Source organism: Nocardia arthritidis NBRC 100137 (genome assembly GCF_001612765.1).
GTDB classification, from domain to species: Bacteria; Actinomycetota; Actinomycetes; order Mycobacteriales; family Mycobacteriaceae; genus Nocardia; species Nocardia arthritidis.
The window spans coordinates 44,156-63,784 of the sequence record NZ_BDBB01000035.1; the positions used below are offsets into that span (position 1 = coordinate 44,156).

The 19,629-nt window shown below is 69.2% G+C and carries 18 protein-coding genes; 6 read left to right on the forward strand and 12 right to left on the reverse strand.

Features of this window, described 5'->3' with window-relative positions; genetic code table 11:
- Window positions 1-38 precede the first annotated feature (38 nt).
- Complete coding sequence (locus NA8_RS23170) at window positions 39-1,280, reverse strand: TetR/AcrR family transcriptional regulator (protein WP_063052482.1); 1,242 nt, start codon at window positions 1,278-1,280, stop codon at window positions 39-41.
- A gap of 290 nt (window positions 1,281-1,570) precedes the next feature.
- Complete coding sequence (locus NA8_RS23175) at window positions 1,571-2,908, reverse strand: cytochrome P450 (RefSeq protein WP_063052459.1); 1,338 nt, start codon at window positions 2,906-2,908, stop codon at window positions 1,571-1,573.
- A 215-nt stretch (window positions 2,909-3,123) separates the two neighbouring features.
- On the opposite strand from NA8_RS23175, the gene NA8_RS23180 reads away from it, so the two are divergent.
- Window positions 3,124-3,306, forward strand: a complete 183-nt coding sequence (locus tag NA8_RS23180) for a hypothetical protein (protein ID WP_063052460.1) — start codon at window positions 3,124-3,126, stop codon at window positions 3,304-3,306.
- A gap of 33 nt (window positions 3,307-3,339) precedes the next feature.
- Here the strand turns inward: NA8_RS23180 and NA8_RS23185 are convergent, their stop codons facing one another.
- The 6 genes from NA8_RS23185 to NA8_RS23210 form a co-directional block, all read right to left on the reverse strand.
- On the reverse strand, window positions 3,340-5,280 hold the full coding sequence (locus tag NA8_RS23185) for an acetoacetate--CoA ligase (RefSeq protein WP_063052461.1): 1,941 nt from the start codon (window positions 5,278-5,280) through the stop codon (window positions 3,340-3,342).
- 29 nt (window positions 5,281-5,309) lie between these two features.
- Entirely contained in the window at window positions 5,310-6,122 is an 813-nt protein-coding gene (locus NA8_RS23190) for an HpcH/HpaI aldolase/citrate lyase family protein (RefSeq protein ID WP_063052462.1), read from the reverse strand.
- Window positions 6,123-6,207: 85 nt separating this feature from the next.
- Window positions 6,208-6,693, reverse strand: coding sequence for a MaoC family dehydratase (locus NA8_RS23195; RefSeq protein ID WP_063052463.1), 486 nt, complete (start codon window positions 6,691-6,693; stop codon window positions 6,208-6,210).
- Entirely contained in the window at window positions 6,690-7,850 is a 1,161-nt protein-coding gene (locus NA8_RS23200; protein ID WP_063052464.1) for an acyl-CoA dehydrogenase family protein, read from the reverse strand. Before NA8_RS23200 ends, NA8_RS23195 begins: the two co-directional genes overlap by 4 nt.
- Window positions 7,847-9,892, reverse strand: a complete 2,046-nt coding sequence (locus tag NA8_RS23205; RefSeq protein WP_063052483.1) for an acetyl/propionyl/methylcrotonyl-CoA carboxylase subunit alpha — start codon at window positions 9,890-9,892, stop codon at window positions 7,847-7,849. Before NA8_RS23205 ends, NA8_RS23200 begins: the two co-directional genes overlap by 4 nt.
- A 5-nt stretch (window positions 9,893-9,897) precedes the next feature.
- Window positions 9,898-11,523, reverse strand: a complete 1,626-nt coding sequence (locus NA8_RS23210; RefSeq protein WP_063052465.1) for a carboxyl transferase domain-containing protein — start codon at window positions 11,521-11,523, stop codon at window positions 9,898-9,900.
- 93 nt (window positions 11,524-11,616) lie between these two features.
- Between NA8_RS23210 and NA8_RS23215 the strand changes: the two genes are divergently transcribed.
- Entirely contained in the window at window positions 11,617-12,210 is a 594-nt protein-coding gene (locus NA8_RS23215) for an SACE_7040 family transcriptional regulator (RefSeq protein ID WP_040870070.1), read from the forward strand.
- Window positions 12,211-12,218: 8 nt separating this feature from the next.
- On the opposite strand, the gene NA8_RS23220 is transcribed toward NA8_RS23215, so the two are convergent.
- Together NA8_RS23220 and NA8_RS23225 are read right to left on the reverse strand one after the other, a co-directional pair.
- On the reverse strand, window positions 12,219-12,965 hold the full coding sequence (locus tag NA8_RS23220) for a 3-hydroxybutyrate dehydrogenase (RefSeq protein ID WP_063052466.1): 747 nt from the start codon (window positions 12,963-12,965) through the stop codon (window positions 12,219-12,221).
- Window positions 12,962-14,347 (reverse strand): MFS transporter, encoded by a 1,386-nt coding sequence (locus NA8_RS23225; protein WP_063052467.1) that lies wholly within the window; start codon window positions 14,345-14,347, stop codon window positions 12,962-12,964. Before NA8_RS23225 ends, NA8_RS23220 begins: the two co-directional genes overlap by 4 nt.
- Before the next feature lie 101 nt (window positions 14,348-14,448).
- Between NA8_RS23225 and NA8_RS23230 the strand changes: the two genes are divergently transcribed.
- Window positions 14,449-15,405, forward strand: coding sequence for a LysR family transcriptional regulator (locus NA8_RS23230; protein ID WP_063052468.1), 957 nt, complete (start codon window positions 14,449-14,451; stop codon window positions 15,403-15,405).
- 147 nt (window positions 15,406-15,552) lie between these two features.
- Here NA8_RS23230 and NA8_RS23235 read toward each other — a convergent pair whose 3' ends face one another.
- The gene (locus tag NA8_RS23235; protein WP_063052469.1) at window positions 15,553-16,380 is read right to left on the reverse strand and encodes a class I SAM-dependent methyltransferase; all 828 of its coding nucleotides are present in this window, start codon (window positions 16,378-16,380) and stop codon (window positions 15,553-15,555) included.
- 71 nt (window positions 16,381-16,451) lie between these two features.
- On the opposite strand from NA8_RS23235, the gene NA8_RS23240 reads away from it, so the two are divergent.
- Window positions 16,452-17,054 (forward strand): TetR/AcrR family transcriptional regulator, encoded by a 603-nt coding sequence (locus tag NA8_RS23240; protein ID WP_063052470.1) that lies wholly within the window; start codon window positions 16,452-16,454, stop codon window positions 17,052-17,054.
- A 156-nt stretch (window positions 17,055-17,210) separates the two neighbouring features.
- On the opposite strand, the gene NA8_RS23245 is transcribed toward NA8_RS23240, so the two are convergent.
- Window positions 17,211-18,527 (reverse strand): helix-turn-helix domain-containing protein, encoded by a 1,317-nt coding sequence (locus tag NA8_RS23245; RefSeq protein ID WP_063052471.1) that lies wholly within the window; start codon window positions 18,525-18,527, stop codon window positions 17,211-17,213.
- Window positions 18,528-18,786: 259 nt separating this feature from the next.
- On the opposite strand from NA8_RS23245, the gene NA8_RS23250 reads away from it, so the two are divergent.
- Window positions 18,787-19,083 (forward strand): hypothetical protein, encoded by a 297-nt coding sequence (locus NA8_RS23250; protein ID WP_157106867.1) that lies wholly within the window; start codon window positions 18,787-18,789, stop codon window positions 19,081-19,083.
- 156 nt (window positions 19,084-19,239) lie between these two features.
- Complete coding sequence (locus NA8_RS23255) at window positions 19,240-19,512, forward strand: hypothetical protein (RefSeq protein ID WP_063052473.1); 273 nt, start codon at window positions 19,240-19,242, stop codon at window positions 19,510-19,512.
- The last annotated feature ends 117 nt before the right edge of the window (window positions 19,513-19,629 follow it).

Sequence of the window (19,629 nt, forward strand, 5' to 3'; positions counted from 1 at the left end):
GAGGCCGATTGATCGAGAATTCCCGATAACATAAAGGGCTAGCCGGCGGGCCGGCCGAACAGCACCAGCTGCATCAGCAGCCGCACCCTGTCCTGGGCGGCCAGCGGCTCGTCGCCGAAGGCGCGGCCCAGATCGACTACCACCGCGAAGGCGGCGTGCACCAGGATGCGCGCCTCCGCCGCAGCGAGTTCCGGGCGCACCTCGCGCAGCAACCGGGCCCACTCCTCGACGCTGAGCCGCTGGATATTGCGCAGCACGGTGCGCTCCTCGGCCGGAACGTGCTGGAACTCCGTGTAATACACGAAGGTGAGCGCGCGTTCGGCGAACGATCCGGCCACATACTGCGTGATCAGCGCCGTGAGCGCGTCCTCGGAGCCGGTGGCCGCCGCCACGGCGGGGCCGACGGCGCCGGAAACACGTTCGGCGGCCCGCCGGAACGCCGCGGCCAGGATGTCGCTCTTGCCGCGGTAGAACCGGTATACCGCCGAGGCGGCCGAGAGCCCTGCGGCCGTGGCGATGTCCTCGACACTGACGTTGGGGTAGCCGCGCTCGTGGAACAGCTCGACCGCCTTGCGCAGCAGCAGCTCGTGTTTGAAGGAGTCCGGAATCTCCACCACCGCGACCGGCTCGACCGGCCGCGTGGCGGGCAGCTTCGCGTGCGCGACCGACCAGCAGGCCGAATGTAAGAGGCGGGCAAGGGGTTTCACCGGGAGGGCGGCGTGGTGGTCGGCGATGCTGGTGATCGTGCTGAGCAGGGCGGCGCGCAGCACGCGCACGTCCTGCTCGGCGAGTTCGGGGCGCAGCGCGGCAAGTTGGCTGCCCAGCGCGCCGAGCACCGTGGCCTGCTGGTCGTTGAGTGTGGTCTGGTCATCGGGCTCGAGGTACCTGACCTCCCAGCGCACCAGGGTGACGGTGGGGCGATTGTCGATGGTGACCGCGATCAGCGCGTCGAGCACGTGCCTGAGCCGCTGCTCGGCGGGCCAGTGCGCCGCCTCCTCGGGCAGCTCGACCGATTCGGTCATCGCCCGGCCGACGCGCAGCAGTTCTTCCCGGAACAGCGCATACTTGCTCGGATAGTGGCGGTACAGCGCCGCGGAGCTGATGCCGAGCCCGGAGGCGATGTCGTCCATGCTCACGCCGTGGTAGCCGAGCGCGCCGAACGCGGCCGCCGACGCCGCGGCGATCTGGGCACGGCGATTCTTCGGCCTGCGCCGGATCTCCCGAGGTGCCGAGTCGCCGCTGCTCGCCTTCCGCGCCGTACGGCGATTGTCGACACTCATGACGAACATCGTAACGACCTGGCCGTATGGCCGGGCTCGCCGCGTCACGGGATACGGCTCCCGGGGATGAGCGGCCCCCGGGAGCCGTACCTGTTCTCCGGTGCGCGCCGACATGCGACAAGGCGGGATGTGTGCGCGCCGGCGCGTCCGGAAGTCGACAACCGGAATCGGCCGAGCGCCGGGGCACCATGCGCGCCAGGCTGAAGAGATTGTCGAACATCCATAAACTTACACCATTGTATGGCCAGTACAACAGAAGATCTGATGAAGAATATGTGTTCACATATCGATCAGTGGCGCGGACCGATCACCACCCGCGCCCGGCCGCCCGGCACGGTGGTGATGTTGCGGACCTCGCCGCGCTCCGGCTTGCCGCCCGCCGGCAGTGAAAGAGCGTGGCGCAAGAGGATTTCCCGCAGCACGGTGACGCCTTCCAGTAGCGAGAATCCCGCGCCGATGCACCGCCGCACGCCCCCGCCGAACGGCAGCCAGGTGTTCGGCGCCACCTCGCCGTCGAGGAAGCGGGCCGGACGGAACTGTGCGGCGTCGGGGTAGGCATCGGCACGCCGGTGTGCGAGGACGATCGAGGTGGCGACCACGGTGCCCGCGGGGAGCCACCGTCCTCCGATCGTCATGTCCCTGGTCAGTTTTCGATTGGTGCCGGAGATGATGGTGTGCAATCGCATGGCCTCTTTGAGCACCGCGTCGAGGTACTTGTCGTCGCCCGTGCGCGCGGCCTGCGCCGCCGACCGCTGGATCTCGGGGTCGGCGGCGAGTTCGTAGAGCGCCCAGGACAGCGCCGAGGCGGTGGTCTCGTGCCCGGCCAGCAGCAGGGTGATGAGCTGGTCGCGCAGCTCGGCATCGGAGAGCGGCGCGTCGTCGTCGCCCGCGCCGACCTGGAGCAGGCGCGACAGCACATCGGTGCGCTCGGCCAGATCGGTCGCGCGCCGCCGTTCGGCGATCTCCGCGTAGAGCAGAGCGTCCACCGCCGTCAGGTTCTCGGCGAACTTCCTCCACGGCCCGATCCGGCGCAATCGGTCGCTTCTGAACCCCAGGAAGATCAGCGGGTTCAGGTGGACGATCCGGTTCAGTCGCGGGCTCAGTTCGGCTTCGGTCCGCTCGTCGGTGACGCCGAAGACCACCCGCGTGATCACCTCGAGGGTGAGCGCGTTCATCCGGTCCAGCATGCGCACCGTGGACCCGGCCGCCCAGCTCCCCGCTTCCGCCGCCGCGATCTCGGTGATGAGTGCCCGGTAGCCGCGCAGTGCCGAACCGTTGAAGGCGGGCATGAGCAACCTGCGCGCTCGCGCGTGCTCGGCCTCGTCGGTCAGCAGCAGCGAATGCGGACCCATGATCGCGCCCAAGATCTGATTGCCCTCGCCCGCGTGCAGATCGTGCGGGTCGCCCGCGAAGATCTCCTTGATGTGTTCGGGGCGGGAGTACACCACCACGCGGTCGGCGAACGGCGGAACCCGCAGGGCGAAGACGTCGCCGTAGCGGCGCGCCATCGCGGTGAGGAAGCGGGCCCGGTCCCGCTGGAACAACACGCTCTGTACGAGCGGCGGCAACGGCGGCCCGGGCGGGAACCCCTCGTGCTCGGTCCGCTCTCGGACGTCCTGTGCGGCCACGATGCCACCTCCACGCGGGTATCGGACTGGCTGTCGCTTCCACGCTAGGAGAAACCCGGACGCCGGTCCATGCCCGATGGCCACCGTCCGGGCGGAGTCGCTGCCCGGAGCCCGCGTTCACCCGGAAGCGCGGACCTCCGAGGAACCGCATGCGTCGCGACCACGTTCGGCCGAATTCGCCTGTACCGGTGCGTCTTTCTGGTAAGGAGTTCGGCATGGCCTTGGCTTTGCGCCCGGTGGACCCCGTACCGGTGCTGGGCGCCGTGATCGCCGTGGCACGGCGGATCGCGGCGCGCTATCGACTCACCCCGCAGGAGAAGCGCAACCTGGCCGCCGCCCGCGGCGCACGGCCGGCGGTCTTCACGGCGTCGATCGGCGGCCGCGCCTACCGCAGATAGGAACCCGCCGCGCCCCGGTCGAACTCGGGACCCTCAGCCGCGCCGGATGGCGCCGTACCAGTCGAGCAGGTCCGGGTTGTCCACCGCGCTGCGTTCGACGACGCGGGCCGTGTCGGCGCCTTGGAACAGTTTCTTGATCGGCACTTCCAGTTTCTTGCCGGTGCGGGTGTGGGGGATGCCGGGGGCGAGGATGATCTCGTCGGGGACGTGGCGGGGGGAGACCTCCGTGCGGATGGTGCTGTTGATGCGGGCTTTCAGCTCGTCGGTGAGTTCGGCGCCGGGGGCCAGCGTCACGAACAGGGGCATCCAGTAGCCGCCGTCGGGCTGCTCGGCGCCGATCACCAGTGCCTCGGCGATCTCCGGGAGCCGTTCGACGGACTGGTAGATGTCGGCGCTGCCCATCCGGATGCCGTGCCGGTTGAGCGTGGAGTCCGACCGCCCGTGCACGATCACGCTGTGGCGGTCTGTGATGGTGATCCAGTCGCCGTGCCGCCACACCCCGGGGAACATGTCGAAATACGCGTCGTGGTAGCGCTTTCCGTCCTCGTCGCGCCAGAAGGCGACCGGCATGGACGGCATCGGCGCGGTGACGACCAGTTCGCCCACCTCGCCGCGCACCGGCTGCCCCGCCGGGTCGAAGGCGTCCAGCGCGACGCCGAGATAGGGCGCCGACAGCTCGCCCGGCCACACGGGCACGGTGCGCACGCCGCCGATGAACGCGGACACCACGTCGGTGCCGCCGCTGATCGAGGAGACCTGGACGTGCTCGCCGACGTTCTCGCCCAGCCACAGCGCCGAGGAGGTGGGCAGCGAGGAACCCGTGATGCCGACGGCGCGCAGCGCCGACAGGTCGTGATCGGTACGCGGTACCGAACCCGCTTTGATGCACGCCAGCACATAGCCGGGGCTGGCGCCGAGCACGGTGGCCCCGACCTCGGCGGCGATGCGCCACAGCGCGTCGGGGGCGGGAGCGGTCGGGCTGCCGTCGTAGGTGACGATGGTCGCCCCGGCCAGCAGGCCCGCGATCTGGAAGTTCCACATCATCCAGCTCGGGCTGGTGTACCAGAAGAAAGTGTCCTCGGGACCGATATCTGATTGCAGAGCAACGGCTTTGAGATGTTCGAGCAACACGCCGCCGTGGCCGTGCACGATGCCCTTGGGCAGGCCGGTGGTGCCGGAAGAGAACACGATCCACAGCGGATGGTCGAAATCCACCGATTCCGTGGTGATCACCGGCGGCAGCGACTCGGTGCTGGTGATCGCGTCGTCCCACGAGGTTGCGTCCGGTACCTCTAGCCCGAGCCGGGGGACCACGACCGTGCCCTTCAGGCTGTCCAGGCCCGCGCGCAAGGCGGCGACGTCCTCGCGCTTGTCGTGCGCCTTGCCGCCGAAACGGTAGCCGTCGGCGGTGACCAGCACGGTGGGTTCGAGCTGCCCGAGCCGGTCCAGCGCGGCTTTCGGGGAGTAGTCCTGCCCGCAGGCGCTCCAGACCGCGCCGATGCTCGCGGTGGCCAGGAACGCGATCACCGCCTCCGGGATGTTCGGCAGATACCCCGCCACCCGGTCACCGGGCCGCACACCCAGCGAACGCAGCGTTTGCGCGAAAGCGGCGGTGTGATCGATCAATTCGGCCCAGGACACCTCCCGGATCGGCGCGTCCTCGCTGACCGCCTTGATCGCGGGCCGGTCGGTGCGCAGCTGCCGGATCACCTGGTCCACGTAGTTCAGCCGGGTGCCGGGAAACCATTGCGCCCCGGGCATCTCGGCGTTCGCCAATACCTCGCCCGCGATGTCGCCGAGTTGGAAGTAGTCCCACAGCGCGTGCCAGAACCCGGCGAGATCCCGAACCGACCACTGCCACAGCGCGTGATAGTCGGCCGTGCGCACGCCGGTGCGCTCGGCGACGAATCGCGCGAAGTCGGTGATCCTGGCGTCGGCGATATCCTGCTCGGTCGGCACCCACTGGGGTTGCATCGCTCTCCTCCTGCTGTGGAACTCGGTGTTCAGTCGCGGGCGGCGCGCCGCACGATCTGCTCGGCGTGCCGGAACACGGGGCCATCGACCATCCTGCCCTCGAGGGCGAAGACCCCACGGTGCTTCGGTGCTTCCTCCAGCACCCGCCGGGCCCAGGCGACCTCTTGTTCGGAGGGCGCGTAGGCGGCCCGCAGCACCGCCACCTGGCTCGGATGGATCGCGACCTTGGCGTCGAAGCCGACCGCGACCGCGTCCTCGGCCTCCGCGCGCAGCCCGTCCAGATCGCGAATATTCAGATACACCGAATCCAGCGCGAACTTGCCGTACGCCTTGGCCGCCAGCAGCGTGCTGGAGCGCACGTGGCGGGCCACGTCGCGGTAGCTGCCGTCGGCGTGCCTGCTCGCGGTGCCGCCGAGCCCGGCGACCAGATCCTCCGCGCCCCACATGACGCCGATCGCGTTGCGCGCGGTCATCACCTGACCCACCGCGAGGGCGCCGAGCGGCGACTCGATCAGCGCGAGCACCTCGTGGTCCGGCAGCGCCGCGACCTGCTCGGCCGACTCGCATTTCGGCAGCATCAGCCGCCGATAGGCGGTGCCTGCGAGGGCCGCGAGATCGAGCGCGTGGTCCTCGGTGCCCGCCGCGTTCACCCGCACCACCGTGGTTTCCGGATCCAGCGGGGTGTCCCGCAGCGCCTTGCGCGCCGCCACCTTGTCGTGCGCGGCGACGCCGTCCTCGAGGTCGAGGATCACCACATCCGCCACATCCGCCGCCTTCGCGAAGCGTTCCGGGCGATCGGCCGGGCAGAACAACCAGGCCGGGCCCGCCATCTGCCAGCTCATACCGTGTCCTTTCACGCTGTGTCTGCTGTCGGCGTGAGCGGGGCCCGCGTGGTCACGCTGCGCTGCCGCCTCCGGCCCTGACAGCTCACGCCGAGCCCTCCGGGGCTTTGCGGACCAGCGTCTTGCGGACGGCCGTGGCGATGACGTCGCCGTGCTGGTTGCGTCCGGTGTGCGCGAAGGTCACGATGCCCTCGCCCGGACGGCTCTTGGACTCGCGCTTGTCGGTGACCACGGTCTCGGCGTACATGGTGTCGCCGTGGAACACCGGCTTGGGGAACGCGACCTCGGAGAAGCCGAGATTGGCCACGATGGTGCCCTGGGTCAGCTGCGCCACCGACAGCCCGATCAAGGTGGACAGCGTGAACATCGAGTTCACCAACCGCTGGTTGAACGGCGGCAGCCGGTCGCTGAACGCCGCGTCCAGGTGCAACGCCTGGGTATTCATGGTCAGCGTGGTGAACAGGACGTTGTCCGCCTCGGTGATGGTGCGGCCGGGGCGGTGCTCGTAGACCACCTCGGTGTCGAACTCCTCGAACCACAGGCCGCGCTGCACGACCGCGCGCCGGGTCACAGGCCCAGCTCCCGTCCGATCAGCATCAGCTGCACCTCCGTCGTCCCTTCGCCGATTTCCAGGATCTTGCTGTCGCGATAGTGCCGGGCCACCGCGTATTCGTTCATGAACCCGTAGCCGCCGAAGATCTGCGTCGCGTCGCGGGCGTTGTCCATGGCGGCCTCGCTGGCCACCAGCTTCGCGATGGACGCCTGCTTCTTGAACGGCTTGTTCGCCAGCATCAGCGCCGCCGCGTCGTAATAGGCGGCCCGGGCGGCGTGCGCCCGCGCTTCCATCCTGGCGATCTTGAACGCGATGGCCTGGTTGCGCCCGATCACTTGGCCGAACGCCTCGCGCTCCTTGGCGTAGCGCACACTCTCGTCCACACAACCCTGCGCGACCCCGACCGAGAGCGCGGCGATGGCGATGCGCCCCTCGTCGAGGATGCGCAGGAAGTTCGCGTAGCCGCGCCCGCGCTCGCCGAGCAGGTTCTCCTCGGGCACGCGCACGTCGGTGAAGCTCAGTGGATGGGTGTCGGAGGCGTTCCAGCCGACCTTGTTGTAAGCCGGCTCGGCGACGAAACCAGGCGTGTCGGTGGGCACCAGGATGGTGGAGATCTCCTTCTTGCCGCCGGTCTGCCCGGTCACCGCGGTCACCGTGACGAGCTTGGTGATGTCGGTGCCGGAGTTGGTGATGAACTGCTTGCTGCCGTTGATGATCCATTCGCCGCCGTCGGCGACCGCGGTGGTCCTGGTGCCGCCCGCGTCGCTGCCCGCGCCCGGTTCGGTGAGTCCGAACGCGGCGAGGTTGCGGCCGCTGGTCAGCTGCGGCAGCCATTCCAGCTTCTGCTTGTCGTTGCCGAACCGGTAGATCGGCATCGCGCCCAGCGAGACCCCCGCCTCCAGCGTGATCGCGACGCTCTGGTCGACCTTGCCCAGCTCCTCGAGCGCCAGGCACAGCGCGAAGTAGTCACCGCCCATGCCGCCGTACTCCTCGGGGAACGGCAGGCCGAACAGGCCCATCTCGGCCATCCCCGCGACCACCTCGTACGGAAAGGTGTGGTTCGCGTCGTGCTCGGCCGCCACCGGAGCGACCACCGACCGCGCGAAGTCTCGCACGGTCAGCGCGAGATCCCGGTACTCCTCCGGCAGCGTGCCGGTGGACAGGAAGTCGGTCATGTGGGGATTCCTTCTCGTTCGGCGTGATTCGTTTCGGCCTGCGCGACGACGCGCGCCAGCACCTGCTCCAGGCGCACCTGCGCGCCCGGCTCGACCAGTAGTTCGACGGTTCCGGCAACCGGCGCGGTGAGCGAGTGCTCCATCTTCATCGCCTCCACGATGACCACCGGATCGCCCGCGGCGACCGCGGCGCCCGAAGCGACCGGTACCGCGATCACCGAACCCGGCATGGGGGAGCGGATCTCGGCGTCACCCACCTGTTCGTCGCCGCCGCGCACGTTGACCTCGGCCACCTCGCGCAGTGCCGCGATACCGGATGGTCCGGCCACCCACAGCAGGCCGTCCTGCTCGGCGACCCGGTAGGTGCGGCGCAGGCCGTCCAGCGTGAGGGTGAGCACGCCCGCGGATCGGTCACCGGTGAATTCGGCTGTCAGCGACCGTGTCTCACCATTGTCACCGACTCGAACCGCGCCGTCGCCGGGCGTACCGGAGAGATAGACGTGCTCGACCCGCTCCCCGCCCGCGAGCCGGATCGGTGTGGGCGCGTCGGCTCCGATTCGCCAGCCGGACGGGATCTCCCAGGGATCGCGCGGGGTGGCGGGCCAGCGACGCAGCCAATGCCGGGCAGCGGCGGCGGCGAACTCGTCGTCGCCGACGGAAGCGGGACGGAAGTCGGCGACCCGCCGGTCCAGCAGGTCGGTGTCCAGTCGTCCCTCGGCCACGCCCGGATCGGCCAGCAGGAAGCGCAGGAACTCGATATTGCTGGTCACCCCGAGCAGCACGGTGTCGGCCAGCGCCCGATCGAGTTTCGCGAGCGCGGCGGTGCGATCACCGGCATGTGCGATGACCTTCGACAGCATCGGGTCGTAGTCGCTGCCGACGCGCGTGCCGATCCGCAGACCCGAATCGACCCGGACACCGGGGCCCTCCGGTTCGTCGAGGTCGAGCACCGTGCCGCCGGTCGGCAGAAACCCGCGTCCGGGATCCTCGGCGTACACCCTGGCCTCGATCGCGTGCCCGACCATGCGGATGTCGTCCTGCGCCACCGCCAGCTTCTGCCCGGCCGCCACCCGGACCTGGCATTCCACCAGGTCGACGCCGGTGACCAGTTCAGTGACCGGATGCTCCACCTGGAGGCGGGTGTTCATCTCCATGAAGAAGAACTCGTCGGGGCGGTCGGCGGAGACGATGAACTCCACGGTGCCCGCGCCCACGTAGTCCACGCTGCGCGCGGTGTTGCAGGCGGCGGCGCCGATCCTGGCCCTGGTGGCCGCGTCCAGCAGCGGCGAGGGCGCCTCCTCGATCACCTTCTGGTGGCGGCGCTGCAAGCTGCATTCGCGCTCGCCCAGGTGCAGCACGTTGCCGAACTGATCGGCGAGGATTTGCACCTCGATGTGCCGCGGCCGGGTGACGAAGCGCTCCAGGAACAGCGTGTCGTCACCGAACGCGGCGGCGGCCTCGCGCCGGGCGCTGCGCAGCGCCTCCGGCAGCCGGGCCGGATCGTCCACCCGGCGCATGCCCTTGCCTCCACCGCCCGCCGACGGCTTGACCAGGACCGGATAGCCGACTTCGGCGGCCGCGGCGATCAGGTCGTCGTCGGTCAGGCCGGGCGTGGCGATGCCGGGCACCACCGGGACGCCGAACGCGGCCACGGTGTTCTTCGCGGTGATCTTGTCGCCCATCACCTCGATGGCGCGGGCTGGCGGGCCGAGGAAGACGATGCCTGCCTCGGCCAGCGCCGCGGCGAAAGCGGCGTTCTCCGAGAGGAACCCGTAGCCGGGGTGAACCGCTTGCGCGCCGGCGCGCACGGCGGCGGCGACCACCCGGTCGATGGCGAGGTAGCTCTCCCGGGCGGGGGCCGGGCCGAGGCGCACCGCCGTATCCGCTTCGCGGACGTGGCGGGCGTCGGCGTCGGCGTCGCTGTAGACGGCCACCGAGCGGATGCCCAGCGCGCGCAACGTGCGGATCACCCGCACCGCGATCTCGCCGCGATTGGCGACGAGCACGGTGTCGAATCCGACGGGAACGGATTTGTTCAGCATCGCCATCACATCCGGAATACGCCGTAGGAAACGGGTTCGAGCGGGGCTTGCGCGCACACCGAGAGAGCGAGTCCGAGCACGGTTCTGGTGTCGGCGGGATCGATGACGCCGTCGTCCCACAACCGGGCGGTCGAGTAGTAGGGGTTGCCCTGGCTTTCGTACTGCTCCCGGATCGAGGCCTTGAACGCCTCCTCGGCTGCGTCTGATCCCTCCCTACTCCCGCCCGGGCGTGACCGAGGCTGCCCGCTGCTGTCGAGTTGGTCACCGCGCACCGTCGACAGCACCGACGCCGCCTGCTCGCCGCCCATCACGGAGATGCGGGCGTTCGGCCACATCCACAGGAACCGTGGCGAATACGCGCGCCCGCACATCGAGTAGTTGCCCGCGCCGTAGGAGCCGCCGATGACGACGGTGAGCTTCGGCACCCGCGCGCAGGCCACCGCGGTCACCATCTTCGCGCCGTGCTTGGCGATGCCGCCCGCCTCGTAGTCGCGGCCGACCATGAAGCCGGTGATGTTCTGCAAGAACAACAGCGGGATGCTGCGCTTGTCGCACAGCTCGATGAAATGCGCGCCCTTCATGGCGGATTCGCTGAACAGCACGCCGTTGTTGGCGACGATGCCCACCGGATGCCCGTGGATGTGCGCGAACCCGGTGACCAGGGTCTTGCCGTATCCCGCCTTGAACTCGTGGAAGCCGCTCTGGCCATCCGGAGTCCCGTCGACCAGTCGGTGGATCACCTCACGCACGTCGTAGGGGGTGCGCAGATCGACCGGCACCACGTCGTAGAGCTCGGATTCCGGCGCGGCGGGCGCGATGACGGGACGGACGTCCCACGGGACCGGCGTGCGCGGTCCGAGGGTGGCCACGATGCGGCGCACGATGCGCAGCGCGTCCTGGTCGTCCTCGGCCAAGTGGTCGGTGACGCCGGAGGTGCGCGAGTGCAGCTCACCGCCGCCGAGTTCCTCGGCCGTGACCACCTCGCCGGTCGCGGCCTTCACCAGCGGCGGCCCGCCGAGGAAGATGGTGCCCTGGTTGCGCACGATCACGGCCTCGTCGCTCATCGCGGGCACATAGGCGCCACCGGCGGTGCACGAGCCGAGCACCGCGGCGATCTGCGGAATTCCCTTGGCGCTCATGGTCGCCTGGTTGTAGAAGATGCGCCCGAAATGCTCCCGGTCGGGGAACACTTCGTCCTGGTGCGGCAGGTACGCGCCGCCGGAATCGACCAGGTACACACACGGCAAGTGGTTCTGCAACGCGATCTCTTGCGCGCGCAGATGCTTCTTCACCGTCATCGGGTAGTAGGTGCCGCCCTTGACCGTCGCGTCGTTGGCCACGATCACGCATTCCCGGCCGGACACCCGTCCGATCCCGGTGATGATCCCGGCGCCGGGGGAGTCGTCGCCGTACATCCCGGTCGCGGCCAGCGGGGAGAGTTCGAGGAATGGGCTTCCCGGGTCCAGCAGTTGGTCCACCCGCTGCCGGGGCAGCAATTTGCCCCGCGCGATATGGCGCTCGCGCGCCTTCGCGGGCCCGCCCAGCGCCGCGGCGTCCAGCCGGGCGCGCAGGTCGTCGACCAGCGCCGCGTGCGCGGCCCGGTTTCCGACGGCCTCTTCGGTAACGGTCATCACGCCATCCTGTCGTCCAGTTAGTCGACGATAACTGGAATTCAGGTTAGTGTTGATTAACCGAGATGTCCAGGTCGGTGGAGAGGAACGCGTGTGACCAGTGCCGAACCCGTCGCGCCCACCCGTCGCGAGCAACTGAAAGCGCAACGCAGGGCGCAACTGCTGGAAGCCGGAGCGCGGTTGATCGCCGATCGCGGCTTCCTCGGCATGCGCTTGGACGACCTGGGCGCCGCCGTGGGCATCAGCGGTCCCGCGGTCTACCGGCACTTCCCGAACAAGGAGGCGCTGCTGGTGGAGCTGCTGGTCGGGGTGAGCCAGCGCCTGCTCGACGGCGGCAAGGCGGTGGTGGCGGGCACGAACTCCGCCGAGCTGGCGCTCGCCGGACTGGTCGATCACCACCTGGACTTCGCGCTCGGCGAACCGGAGCTGATCCGCATCCAGGATCGAGACCTGGACAACGTGCCCGCCCCGGCCCGCAGGGAGATCCGCCGCACCCAGCGCCAGTACGTGGAGATCTGGGTGGGCGTGCTGCGCGAATTGCATCCGGAGCTACCCGAGGAGACGGCGCGGGTGCAGGCCCACGCCGTCTTCGGCCTGATCAACTCCACCCCGCACAGCGCGGGCGAGGCGACCGCCGCCCGGGCCCGGCCGGTGCTGCGCGGGATGGCGCTGACCGCGCTGGGCTGAGCGCGCCCTCATCGCGCGCTCCACCCGCCGTCCATCGTGTAGGCCGCGCCGGTGACCATGCTCGCCTCCGGCGAGGCCAGCCAGCCCACCAATGACGCGACCTCCTCCGGCTCGACGAGGCGTTTGATCGCGCTCTCGGTGAGCAGGATCTTCTCCACCACCTCCTGCTCGGGCACGCCGTGCGCCCTGGCCTGGTCGGCGATCTGCTTGTCCACCAGCGGTGTCCGCACATAGCCCGGGTTGACGCAGTTGCTGGTCACGCCGTGCGGGCCGCCCTCCAGGGCGGTGACCTTCGACAGCCCCTCCAGCCCGTGTTTGGCCGTCACATAGGCGACCTTGTATTCGGAGGCGCGCAGGCCGTGCACCGAGGAGATGTTGACGATCCGTCCCCAGCCCTGCCGGTACATGTGCGGCAGCACCGCGCGCACCAGCAGGAACGGCGCCTCGACCATCAGCGTGAGCAAGTCGCGGAAACGCTGCGGCGCGAAGTCCTCGATCGGGCTGACGTGCTGCACCCCGGCGTTGTTCACCAGGATGTCGACGTCGAGTGCCAACTTCTCCAGCACCGCGACATCGAGCAGATCCACCGCCCATGCCTTGCCGCCCAGTTCCCCGGCCACCGCCTTCGCGCCGACGTCGTCGACATCGGCCACCGTCACCGTCGCGCCGCGCGCTGCGAGCGCGCGGGCGCAGGCCGCGCCGATGCCGCTCGCGCCGCCGGTGACCAGGGCGCTGCGCCCCGCCAGATCGCTCATCGCACGGTCACTTCGGTCCGCGCGCCGAGGGTCTCGGCGTCGGCGTGGTCGATGCTTTCCAAGGTCAGCCCCTTCGTCTCTCGTGCCGCGAGCACGGCGACCGCGCTCACCGCCGCGGCGCCCGCCAGGTACCAGGCGATCGGCACCGCGGAGTGGTAGGTGTTCAGCAGCCGCACGGCGATGATCGGCGCGAGCGAACCGGCCACGATCGAGGTCACCTGATAGCCCAGGGACACGCCGGAATAGCGCATCCGGGTGGGGAACATCTCGGCCATGATCGCGGGCTGCCCGGCGTACATGAAGGCGTGGAAGATCAGGCCGATGATGATGGCGGACATGATGACCGCGTTGTGGCCGCTGTCCATCATCGGGAATGCGAAGAAGCCCCAGGTGCCGGCGGTCAGCGAGCCGACCAGGTAGACCGGTCGCCTGCCGAAGCGGTCGGACAGGTTGCCCACCAGGGGGATCGTCACGAAGTGCACGGCGTGCGCGGCGAGCAGCCACCACAGGATCACTTGGGTGTCGGCGTGCACCTCGACCTTGAGATAGGTGATCGTGAACGTGACCACAAGGTAGTACATGACGTTCTCGCCGAAACGCAGACCCATCGCGGTGAGCACGCCGCGCGGGTAGCGGCGCAGCACCTCGACCACGCTCAGCGAGGTCGCCTCGAGCTGCTCGGCCTCCCGCTGCGCCGCGACGAAGATGGGCGCGTCGGTGATCTTCGTGCGGATGTAGTAGCCGATCAGCACGACCACCGCCGACAGCCAGAACGCCACCCGCCATCCCCAGCCGAGGAACGCCTCGTCCGACAGCGTGGAGGTCAGCACCAGCAGCACCACCGTCGCCAGCAAGTTGCCCGCGGGCACGCCCGCCTGCGGCCAGCTCGCCCAGAATCCGCGGCTGCGGCTCGGGCTGTGTTCGGCGACCAGCAGCACCGCGCCGCCCCACTCACCGCCGACCGCGAATCCCTGGATGAAGCGCAGGGCGACCAGCAGCGCGGGCGCCCAGTAGCCGATCTGTCCGAAGGTCGGCAGGCAGCCCATCAGGAAGGTCGCGCCGCCCACCAGCACCAGGCTGAATTGCAGCAGCTTCTTACGGCCGTACTTGTCGCCGAAGTGCCCGAAGACCACGCCGCCGAGCGGACGCGCCGCGAAGCCGACCGCGTAGGTCACGAACGCGGCCAGGATGGCGTCCAGTTCGCTGGTGTCCTTGGCGAAGAACACCTTGCTGAACACCAGTGTGGCGGCGGTGCCGTAGAGGAAGAACTCGTACCACTCCACGATCGTGCCCGCCATCGACGCGGCCACCACGCGGCGCAAGCCGCCGGTCGTCGCGCCCGAATCCGCCGCCGCTGTCGCCGCGGCGCTGTGCTCCCTCATCGCACTTCTCCTTCGTGCCCGGGGCCACACTTCGTTCTCGATGTGACGGCTCCCACAATGCTTGGCTGCACCGAGTATTAGTGCAGACGAATCGCGCCGCAATGACCATTTGTGCAGTGCCTCTCTGCAAAGATGCAGATATGCGCCCGGCGTCGCCTGGTCGTCCCAGTGCCGACGACCTCCTCGTACTCCTGGCTGTGGGGCGGTCGGGCCGATTCGTCACGGCCGCCGAAGAACTCGGCATCAACCACACCACCATCTCCCGGCGCATCGCCACGCTGGAGCAGACGCTCGGCGGCCGAGTGCTCACCAGGGTCACCGGTGGCTGGGAACTGACCGATCTCGGCAGGGCGGCCCTCGCCGCGGCCGAGGCGGTGGAGTCGGCGGTGAAATCGCTGGCCGCGGACGCCGGCGGCAACCGGGTACTGGAGGGCGTGGTCCGGATCTCGGCGACCGACGGCTTCAGCGCCTACATCGCCGCGCCCGCCGCCGCGGAGGTGCAGCGGCGGCATCCGAAGATCTCGGTCGAGATCGTGGCGACCACGCGGCGCGCGTCGCAACAGCGTTCGGGCCTGGACCTCGAGATAGTCGTGGGGGAGCCGCAGGTGCACCGCGCCACCGCCACGCATCTGGCCGACTACTGCCTCGGTCTGTACGGCTCCCACGAATACCTGCGCGAACACGGCGCGCCCGCCACGATCGATGACCTGGCGCGGTATCCGCTGGTGTACTTCATCGATTCCATGCTGCAAGTCGACGATCTCGACCTGGCCTCCAGCTTCGTACCCGCGATGCGCGAATCGGTCACCTCCACCAACGTTTTCGTGCACGTGGAGGCCACCCGAGCCTCCGCCGGTCTGGGCCTGCTGCCCTGCTTCATGGCCGACCGCCACGCGGATCTCGTTCGCGTCCTCGCCGATTCGGTGACCGTCACGCTCGGCTACTGGCTCGTCGCCCGCATCGAAACCCTCCGCCGCCCCGAAGTGGCCGCCGTCGTCACGGCGATCCGCGCCATGGTGGCCGACCAGCGCGACACCCTGCTCGGCCGACTGCGCTGAGGCTCGCGGTGCGCAGCCATCGGAAGCGCTCGGCGTCGTCGCCGGGTGCGCGGTCGGCGGCTACGCGAACGGGGCCACCCCCGTGGTGGCTCGGCATCCCGAAGCCGAGCCGCGAGCCGCTTCGCGCTTCGATGCCGAGCGCGGTCGTCAGAGAGTGCTGGCGCGCGCGGCGGTCACCGCCAGGGTGGTGTAGTCCATCGTGAAGGATCCGCCCAGAGAGTCGATGGCGTTGCCGACCGCGTCCAGTATCTCGGCCAGCTGATCAGCGGGCAGTCGGGTGAGGCCACCTGTGGTGGGGAGCAGTTCCAGCCATTGGTCGCGCGTATAGGATTGCTGCCAGTCGAATCGCCACCGTTCGGGATCTCCGAATTGTCCGGTCTCGCGAATCTGGTCGGCGAATTTCTCGTATCCCGCTTGGTAGGCCCCGAGGGGACGCCGAGCCGGTTGGCCGCTGAACGGGGAGTCCGGCGCCACCCGCCGGTAGGCTGCGGCGAACGGTTCCGCCACCTCGGCGGGTGGCTCGTACACGTGACCGAAGATCGCCAGCCGTCCCCCTGGACGCAGTACGCCTGCCGCCTTCGCGGCGCCGGTGACCGGGTCCACCCAATGCCACGACTGAGCGGCGACGACCGCGTCGAACTTCCGGTCACCCGGCTGCCACGCCTCGAAGGTGGCCACCTCCACTCGCAGCCCGCGGGCTCGCGCGAAGTCGGCCATCCGCCTATCGGGTTCCACGCCGAGCACCGTGCACCCTGCGGCCTGGAACTGGCGAGCGGCGATGCCGGTACCGCAGCCCACGTCGAGCACGTCGGCCCCCGGAGTCTCGGCGATGATCCGCGCCACCAATGCGGCGGGGTAGCCGGGTCGGGCCTGGTCGTAGCGCTGTGTGTCCACGCCGAACGACACGGCCATCTGCTGGAACCGCCCCGACTGCGCTGGGGGCGGTGCTGGTTGCTCCTGCGGCATTGTGGGCATGCGCCCACTTTAGTGGGCGAATGCCCACTGCGCAATAATGCCGCTGGATCGACGCACGAAAGGATCTGTGAGTGCCGACTGGGATGCACCTTCGCGACGCGCGGCAGCAACTGTTCGACGCTGCCGAGCGCGTGCTGCTGCGCGACGGGCCGAACGGGCTGACCAGCCGGGCTGTCACCGACGAGGCGGGCTGCGCCAAAGGCGTTCTGCACCGGCACTTCACCGACTTCGACACCTTCCTCGCCGATCTCGTGCTCGATCGCGCCGCGCGGCTCGAAGCGCAGGCCGGTGCGCTACGCGCCTCCGCCGGCTCCGGCACGGTGGCCGCCAATCTGACCAGTGCTCTGACCATTCTGTTCGGCCCCGTGCCGCTGGCGATCATCCCGCTCATCACCTTCCGTGACGAACTGCGCGCCCGACTGCGGCAAGCCAGGCCCGGCGGCGGCATGGCGATCCTCGCCGAGGCGACCACCGCGATCTCCGCCTATCTGGCCGACGAGCGTGAACTGGGACGCATCGCACCCGACGCGGACATCGACTCGCTCACCCTCTCCCTGGTCGGTGGCGCGCACCTGTTGTTCACCGACCGCGACCCCGGCCCGCCGACTACCTCGGCAGTCGAAAAGTTCGTCGCAGCGGTCATCTCCGACGTCGTGCGACGACGACCGGCCTGAGACCTACCAGCGTCGAGAGCGGGGGGCGAAAGCTTGCCGCCGTCACCTCGATGTCAGGTGTCGGCGTGGTCGGAGCCGAGGACCCGCTCAGGGCCGGCGCTGTGAGCTGCGGACGGTGGCTGCAACGCCGGGCGTTGAACGGTTCGGGTCGACGGGTCATGCGGTGCGGGCGAGGGCGTCGAATCGAAGTCGGAAGTGTTCGGCGTCGTCGCCTCGCGTGTGGGCGGCGGCTACCCGGATCGGGCGTAGTTCGGTCAGGAGGCGGGGGGAGTTGACCGGGCCTTCCAGCAGGGTGAGGGCGGTATGGGCTTCGGTGATTGCCGAGGTGGTGTCGCCCAGTCCGGCGAGGGCTGCGGCGTAATAGGTGCGGTACGAAGCTTCGTCACGCGGGAAACAGCTCTCGTGGGCGACGCTCTCCCGGTACAGCCCGGCCGCTCGCGCGTGGTGTCCGAGCATGCGCAGTCCGCGCGCCTCGTGAGCGCGCAGCTCGGCCTCATTGACGTGCGCCAACCACGCGGGGTCGTCCGGGCTGTCGAGACCGCGATCGGCTTCGCGCCAGACTCGTGCCATCGCGCGGTCGAATTCCTGTTCGTCCCCGACGGCCGCGTACGCGGTTGCCTCCTCAGCGGCTTTCAGGGCGTTCATGCGAGCCGACGGTATGTTGCTGGCGAGTTCGGTCGAGCGCCGGGCGAGGCGTACGGGCTCGGCGAACGAGGCAGGGGAGTAGGCGGCCAGATTCGCGAGGTCTCCGAGGGCGGCGGCCAACAGGGCGTTGTCGCCGCACTGTTCGGCAAGCAGAACCGATTCCGTCAGGTGCCGCCGAGCAGTGCCCGGCTGATTACAGTCGCGAGCCAGCCAGGCGACGGTATTCGACAGCCATCCCGTGGCACTCAGTAATTGGGCACCTGTGCGGTGGCCGTATGACTTGGAGTCGAGTAACCGCCGCACGGAAGCGTATTGCCGCGATGCGTAGTCGAAGGCCCCGCCGCCTCCGTGATGGTTGTCGTGCTCCCACAGCCGTTGTGTGAGCACACGGATATAAGTGACATGGCCGGTGCCGACTCGGATCGGTTCAGCCGCCCCGGTCGCCGGCATGGAGGCACCCGCCACTGCCGTAATCGTCGCTGCCAGGCCGAATTGTCTGCGGTCCACGTCATCGACTCCTTCGCCGCCCCTGTAGTCGATGGTCCCCGGATCGGGTGTCGCGAGCAAGAGCGGCAGCAGCGCGGAGCGGGGGATACCCAGTGCGTCGGCGGCGCGGGTTAATTCGCGGATGTCGAAGATGGTCCCCACTTCTCCGCGTTCCACCCGGCCCGCGTGGGTGCGGTCCCAGTGCAGGAGGGCGCCGAAGTCGGCTTGGGAGAGTCCCATTTCCTTGCGGACTAGGGCGAGGGCTTGTCCGGGCTGCCCTTCGGCGAGCAACTCGCGGAATCTCGGCGTTGTCCACGCGCCGTCCATCTCGTGGTCGATCATTTCCGGCCCCCTGTTCCCGAAATGCACTGTGATGAGCGAACTTTAAGCACAAGTTCCCAGGTAGGGAGGGGCAACGGCAGATATCGCACACCTGGCCTCGCGCGCTTGACAGCGTCGCGGTGCGCTCTGCGTTCCTCGAGGCTCTAGGGGCGCGCGCCGCCGGGGCGATGTCGTGTCGGCACGACACTCCGGACGCGGTGAGCCGCGAAGGTGGCGAAAGCCCCCGGTGGCGGGCGCTCCCATCGAACGAGAGGTGATCATGAAGCCGAAGGTGGTCGGATACCTGCGCCGCGACATCTCCGGGCTGCGCGCTCGCAGGCACGAAATGGAGATCCGCGCGCTGGCGAAGTCATCGGGTTTCGATCTGGCGCGAACGTTGGTCGCCGGACCGACCGCGCCCGCCTCGCTCGCGGCGCTGCTCACCGTGGTGCGTCGCGTCGGCGCGGTCGCGGTGCTCACTCCGACGCTGAACCATGTGGAATTCCGTGCGGACGAGATCATGGCGGTGTGCGCGCTGATCGCCCTCGATTCTGGGCATCGTCCACCGCAGTCCTGATTCCCTTGCCGACGATCGACGTGACATCCGGTGTTTCCGCCCTTCTCGATCGGGCAACAATGGACAGCGGGTCGTCGGACGGTCCACGCCCGCGACACATGAGATCAATTGCCCGGCAGAAAAACTGCGCAGGGAAACGCGTGCAAGGAGAAATGAGTGCGATCCATCGAAGCAGGAGTCCTCGTCACGGCACTGGCCGCCGGTGCCGTGATAGGAGCGAGTTCAGCGCATGCCGAGGAGACCCTGCCCGGTGCGCCGAAGGACGAGATCATCTCGGTCGACATCAACTTGCTGGGCTGCTCGCTCGGCGCCGGACTCGGCGTCGACCTCCTGCTTGCCCTTACCGCGGGGAACGGTTCCAGCACCACGATCGGCTCCGGCTTGGCGACCCGCCTGCGCGCCGCAGGCTGCCTTCCCTGGCAGCGCTGATCCGCGCGGGGCGTCGACCGGCCGCTGCGTGACGGCCGGTTGGGAAGGCTCCTGGGATAGCGGTATCGGGTGGTGGGATCGCCGTGCCGTCGAGTCCGTCGACGTCGCATTCGACGG

Excerpts from the sequence above, each read along its gene's own strand:
- NA8_RS23205 (WP_063052483.1), bottom strand. The coding sequence starts at position 9,892 with ATGCTGAACAAATCCGTTCCCGTCGGATTCGACACCGTGCTCGTCGCC.
- NA8_RS23180 (WP_063052460.1), top strand. The coding sequence starts at position 3,124 with ATGGCCTTGGCTTTGCGCCCGGTGGACCCCGTACCGGTGCTGGGCGCC.
- NA8_RS23250 (WP_157106867.1), top strand. The coding sequence starts at position 18,787 with ATGAAGCCGAAGGTGGTCGGATACCTGCGCCGCGACATCTCCGGGCTG.
- NA8_RS23170 (WP_063052482.1), bottom strand. The coding sequence starts at position 1,280 with ATGAGTGTCGACAATCGCCGTACGGCGCGGAAGGCGAGCAGCGGCGAC.
- NA8_RS23220 (WP_063052466.1), bottom strand. The coding sequence starts at position 12,965 with ATGAGCGATCTGGCGGGGCGCAGCGCCCTGGTCACCGGCGGCGCGAGC.
- NA8_RS23210 (WP_063052465.1), bottom strand. The coding sequence starts at position 11,523 with ATGACCGTTACCGAAGAGGCCGTCGGAAACCGGGCCGCGCACGCGGCG.
- NA8_RS23225 (WP_063052467.1), bottom strand. The coding sequence starts at position 14,347 with ATGAGGGAGCACAGCGCCGCGGCGACAGCGGCGGCGGATTCGGGCGCG.
- NA8_RS23235 (WP_063052469.1), bottom strand. The coding sequence starts at position 16,380 with ATGCCCACAATGCCGCAGGAGCAACCAGCACCGCCCCCAGCGCAGTCG.
- NA8_RS23190 (WP_063052462.1), bottom strand. The coding sequence starts at position 6,122 with ATGAGCTGGCAGATGGCGGGCCCGGCCTGGTTGTTCTGCCCGGCCGAT.
- NA8_RS23200 (WP_063052464.1), bottom strand. The coding sequence starts at position 7,850 with ATGACCGACTTCCTGTCCACCGGCACGCTGCCGGAGGAGTACCGGGAT.
- NA8_RS23185 (WP_063052461.1), bottom strand. The coding sequence starts at position 5,280 with ATGCAACCCCAGTGGGTGCCGACCGAGCAGGATATCGCCGACGCCAGG.
- NA8_RS23245 (WP_063052471.1), bottom strand. The coding sequence starts at position 18,527 with ATGATCGACCACGAGATGGACGGCGCGTGGACAACGCCGAGATTCCGC.
- NA8_RS23230 (WP_063052468.1), top strand. The coding sequence starts at position 14,449 with ATGACCATTTGTGCAGTGCCTCTCTGCAAAGATGCAGATATGCGCCCG.